At 31.7% G+C, this 4,904-nt stretch carries 7 protein-coding genes; 4 read left to right on the plus strand and 3 right to left on the minus strand.

From position 1 onward, the window contains the following. Window positions 1-262, plus strand: a 262-nt coding sequence (locus BLR15_RS13650) for a transposase (RefSeq protein ID WP_143003990.1), incomplete at its 5' end; no start/stop codon positions are given. 224 nt (window positions 263-486) lie between these two features. Here BLR15_RS13650 and BLR15_RS13655 read toward each other — a convergent pair. Together BLR15_RS13655 and BLR15_RS13660 are read right to left on the minus strand one after the other, a co-directional pair. Next, entirely contained in the window at window positions 487-1,701 is a 1,215-nt protein-coding gene (locus BLR15_RS13655; protein ID WP_092988335.1) for a tyrosine-type recombinase/integrase, read from the minus strand. Window positions 1,702-1,718: 17 nt separating this feature from the next. Further along, window positions 1,719-2,345, minus strand: coding sequence for a helix-turn-helix domain-containing protein (locus BLR15_RS13660; RefSeq protein WP_176754177.1), 627 nt, complete (start codon window positions 2,343-2,345; stop codon window positions 1,719-1,721). A gap of 237 nt (window positions 2,346-2,582) precedes the next feature. On the opposite strand from BLR15_RS13660, the gene BLR15_RS13665 reads away from it, so the two are divergent. Genes BLR15_RS13665 through BLR15_RS13675 form a run of 3 tightly spaced genes read left to right on the plus strand, consistent with a single transcriptional unit; the run spans window position 2,583 to window position 4,628 of the window. Further along, window positions 2,583-2,822, plus strand: a complete 240-nt coding sequence (locus BLR15_RS13665; protein WP_092988339.1) for a helix-turn-helix domain-containing protein — start codon at window positions 2,583-2,585, stop codon at window positions 2,820-2,822. Next, window positions 2,806-3,078 (plus strand): helix-turn-helix domain-containing protein, encoded by a 273-nt coding sequence (locus BLR15_RS13670; RefSeq protein WP_092988341.1) that lies wholly within the window; start codon window positions 2,806-2,808, stop codon window positions 3,076-3,078. Before BLR15_RS13665 ends, BLR15_RS13670 begins: the two co-directional genes overlap by 17 nt. Window positions 3,079-3,089: 11 nt before the next feature. Further along, the gene (locus BLR15_RS13675) at window positions 3,090-4,628 is read left to right on the plus strand and encodes a DUF927 domain-containing protein (protein ID WP_092988343.1); all 1,539 of its coding nucleotides are present in this window, start codon (window positions 3,090-3,092) and stop codon (window positions 4,626-4,628) included. 44 nt (window positions 4,629-4,672) lie between these two features. Here the strand turns inward: BLR15_RS13675 and BLR15_RS13680 are convergent. Further along, the coding region (locus BLR15_RS13680) for an ATP-binding protein (protein ID WP_176754178.1) at window positions 4,673-4,904 on the minus strand (232 nt) is incomplete at its 5' end.

The following is a 4,904-nucleotide window of genomic DNA, read 5'->3' on the forward strand; positions in this document are numbered from 1 at the left end:
CAAAATGAAAATAACAACAGATCTCAGGAAATATTCCGCACCAGCCCGTGGGTCTCTAGCATGGAAAAACATTTTCAAACGCCGTACTGCGGTAGAAAGAGTCAATGCATACCTTAAGGAATTCTTTCAACTGAACAATGTTCGATATCGTACCGGAAAACGCGCAAAAATTCATTTTGACATGGTGACACTTGTTTACAATGCATCCAAGTTGGCTGCAGACCGCATCGATGCTCAATTCATTCAGCAACAAGCTGCATGATTTCTGTTTTTTAAAATACATTTTAGGAATTCTGTAGGTCTTTGTATTTTTAAAAAGAGCAATTATGAAATTGATTCGGGTAATAAAAAGAATGTTATACTTATACGTCTGGTGTTTATAGAGGCCAAAATTTTATTGATTTTATTGGTAAAGTTAATTTCCTTTTGTTTGTTTTTTGAATTAGTGATTGTACCGCCCCCCAATTAGAATACAACTTAGTATCTCTATATCTTTTCTAACTTACTCATCATATCTTTATCCATTTGTTCTGTAACGTGTGAATAGATTTGTAAGGTGGTCTTATGGTCAGAATGGCCAACGCGATCCATTATAGCTCTTAAAGAGACTCCTAATTGAGACAGCAATGATATGTGTGAGTGTCTTAAGGTGTGTGAGGTTACATTCTTTTCGACACCTACTGCTTCAGCACCAGCTTTCAAGCATCTATTAATCGTTGATTTGCTTAATGGATTCCCTCTATAGTCTACAAATAAAAACCCTCGATCTTGGTAATTACTTTCCCATTGTTTTAGTTTCTTGTTCTCAAGTATGACCCTCTTCAGTATCTCTACACTTCTTGAAGTGATTGAAATAGTCCTATACGAAGACTCATTCTTAGTGGTATCTTTAAAACCATATTTTGAGCCATTTCTTTCCCACAATATAGTTCCATCGATAGTCAGTTTTTTATTCTTAAAATCAATATTATCTTCTTGTATTGCTAATAACTCACCAATGCGCATGCCATTTAATGATTGAAATTCGGTGATAAATGCTGACATAAAGTAAGATATCCTTTGATAGCCTGCACGTTTAGACTCACCAAGAGTGTTGATGGCAGATACTATATTATGTATTTGTTCTAGTTCCAAATAATTCTCACGTTTTGCTTTTATTTCTTCACGTGTTTTAGCTTTCTTGGGAATAATAACATCTTCCAAGTAACTAGTATCATCAAGGTTATACTTCTTTTTACCGTGATTAAGGATATGTTTGATAATACTGAAATAATCTCTGATGACAGCTTGACTATACCCTTCATTTGTTAAATTATTTATGAAGTTTTGTAATACTTTACTGTTCAATTTATTAGCAAGAATATCATTAGGAATCCTACTTTTGAGAGTATTAATCTTACTGGCTTTTGCATTAATCGTGGAGCGTTTGCTTCCTGACTGAACTTTATAAATATCAAACCATTCATCGGCAAGTTCAATAAAGGTTAGATTTTCAGTACCAGATACGTAATTAAGATTGTTATGTATAAGTTGATTTATTTTTTCATTCAGTTGTCTTTGTGCTTCTTTTTGACTTTGTCTAGTGGATTTATTCATCACAATACTGGTACGTTTTCTTTTATTAGTCAGAGGGTCGATGTATCTCTCATAAAAACGGTATTTATTTTTCCCTTTCTTATCTGTGAATTTTTCATACCACATTTAAATCACCTAAGTTCTCACTTTTTTATTTCATTTATAAGAGTGTCCTTTTCTTCCGGGCTAAGTTTTGAAATTTTATCAAGTAGAGTATCTACAGAATTTTTCGTTCTTGAAACTACTCTAAATTTAATATCTTTGGTTAGGCTCTTGCTCAAGCCCGTTTGTTCACTGACCTTATCTCTGATATCAAAAACTATAGTAAATAAATCTAATTTTCCCTGTGTAAGCTCGCAGTTTTTTAAATATTCTCCATAAGAAGGTTCTACCAAACATTCTAATTGCCAATGTTCCTTCGTTTTAGAATAGCTTTGATAATCTACTAAATTATTTAAGCCTTTATCAAAAGTTAAACCCCCAAAGAATTGTAAATGTTTGTCATCAAATGCCAATGTTACATATAATTCATAAGAAATATTTTCTTCGTTCGTACCTGTAGTTTCTATTAATGAAGATTCAATATAAGAAACATTGATTTTTGAATAAATCAACAAATCCTGCATTCCTATATCAAAAAACTGACATAATTTTTCCACAGTGTCATATTTAATATTTTGGTTTGTGTTATTAATTATTGGCATTAGAGTCGTTCTTGAAATTCCTGTTACTTTAGAAAGGTTATGTTGATTTACATTGTTTACGTTCATGAATTTCTTTAATGTACTAAAAATCATAGTATCACCTCAATATAAATTATTGCTCGAATAAATTAAAAATGCAAACTTAATGTTAAATTTTTAAGAACAAATTGAAAACAAAAATGGATGCTTTCTGTACAAATACTTGAATAAAAATCTGTAGTAATGTATTATAAAATCAAATAAAGGACAAACACTGTACAAAATTGTATAATATCTGTTCTTATAGATTGGGGTGAATGTTGTGTGATCATTGCTAAAACAGAAATTATTAAGGCAAAGATGTTTCTCAATGGATGGATGATTTCAGATTTTGCTAAAGAGGTTGCAGTATCTTCTAATCATCTGAGTAATGTTATTAACAATAAGACTTCGATTAGTCCTCGACTAGCAAAAAAGATGGCAATAGCTTTAGATGTAAAAATTGCTGATTTATTTGAAGTTCACATCGGAAAGGAGAAGGATATTTATGGAAACAAAACATAGTAATATAATTTCTCAGATTAACGAAAATGGAATAATAAACGTCGAAAAAGTAATCACTAAACCACTATTCGTGAATAAGAGAAAAGCGGCTGAACTATTTGGTGTTAGTAAATCTACTATTTATAAGTGGTGTACTGAAGCTGAAGAGTCAAAAGAATGGCCCTCTCTATTCATCAGGCCGAGTGCAACTGTTACTTTGATTCATGTAGATACAATGACTGAATTTCTTAAAAGTAAGAACAAGTCATTTTTATAAGAGGTGATTGAATGTCGCAAGAAGTAAAGATACCGTTTCCTTTTGTAGCTCAAGCAGACGGACTATATAAAGTAATAGAAAGAAAAGATGGAGATATTAATAAATATATCTCAAGAAATGTACCTCTGATTCATGCAAAATATAGAGATGTTGAGTTCAATCACATTTATTATGAGATTCACTTCAAATCGGATGGAAAGTTAATCAAAACAATAGAACCTGCGAGTGCGATCGCCAAGAAAAGTGTTCTGCTGGATTTAGCGTTTAAAGATTTAAATATTAATGATAATAATGCTAAAGATTTTATTGATTACTTCAGTTTGTTTGAAAAAGAAAACAAAATAACAATTAAAAATACAGTAACGCGATTGGGTTATATCAATGGGAGATTTTATCATAATAACAATTCAAGTTTAGAGATAACAACAGAACATAGTGCTTATAAAAGAATATTAGATGCGATACACACTAAAGGTAGTTTAGAAGATTATCAGAGAAATGTATTTAATAAAGTAAAGGGCAGTAAAGTAGCTTCATTTATGATATATGCAAGTTTAGCCTCTATATTATTAGATGAATTTAAAGTCGAGCCATTTGTGATAGACATTGCAGGCAGTACATCGACGGGTAAAACTACTGTTTTAAAGCTAGCTGCATCAGTATGGGGTAAGTATGATGATTTAGTTCATTCCTGGAACGTTACTGAAGTAGGCATCGAAAGACTAGCTACAATAACTAATTCTTTTCCAGTAATATTAGACGATACTCAAAAAGCAAACTCTCAAAATATTATAAAGTCTATTTATCAATTTACAACTGGATCAAGTAGGGTAAGAGGCAGTATTGAAGGGATAAAAAATAACTATAAATGGTCTAATATAATGTTTTCATCAGGTGAACATTCGATTGTAAACCATAAAGGTAATGCAGGCGGTGCTTCAGCTAGAGTTATTACAGTAAGTAGAACACCATTTGAAAAAAATGATTTCCGAGAAATATATGAAGGCTTAAATAAATATTATGGAACAATCGGATTAGCTTTTCAGAAGGAGTATGAACAGTATAAAGACTACTATCAACATTTATATAATGTGGTATATGAGAGCTATTGCCAACAATATACTTTAAATGATGTCTTATCAAGATTAGTGAGATTAATGAGCATCATACATCTGAGTGGATTCATACTAGACAGGATTGATGGTTTTGAATCAAATGTTACTGAAATATGTAACACAATATTTGAGGATATTATCGAAGAGAATAAGACAGTAAATATGCCTGAATTGAAGTTGAACGAAATATTATCTGTATTAGACACTAAAAGAAATACAATTCAAAGTAATGAAAATCAATTATTGATACATGAAGTTAACGCAGTAAATCGAGAAGATTTTATTGGAGTAACAAAGAACTTTCTAAAAACAATATTTGAGCCGTATGAAATTCAACAAATAATCAAGGAATGGGGTATTGAAAAATACCTAGTAACTGATAAAGATAGGGTTCAAAAATCAGTAAAAATCCGGACTGCTGTAACCGTCAAGTAGGATTCAACACTTTATCACAAATAAGACTCAACAGTTAACCGCAATTAAGACTCAACACTTTTCTCTTCAAACAAAGCTCTTCTGTATTTCATTCGGATACTCTCCTGATTTTCATCAAAGGTGATGATTTCGCTTCTATGGAGGAGGCGATCCAAGATCGCCGTAGTCAATGTGGTATCTCCCAGAAATTTCCCCCATTCATTGGGACCCTTATTCGATGTCAGGATGAACGCCGTTTTGTCATACATATCATAGATGAACTGAAAGAACAGCTGG

The sequence above is a fragment of the Lacicoccus qingdaonensis genome, from assembly GCF_900101075.1.
In the GTDB taxonomy this organism is placed as follows: domain Bacteria; phylum Bacillota; class Bacilli; order Staphylococcales; family Salinicoccaceae; genus Lacicoccus; species Lacicoccus qingdaonensis.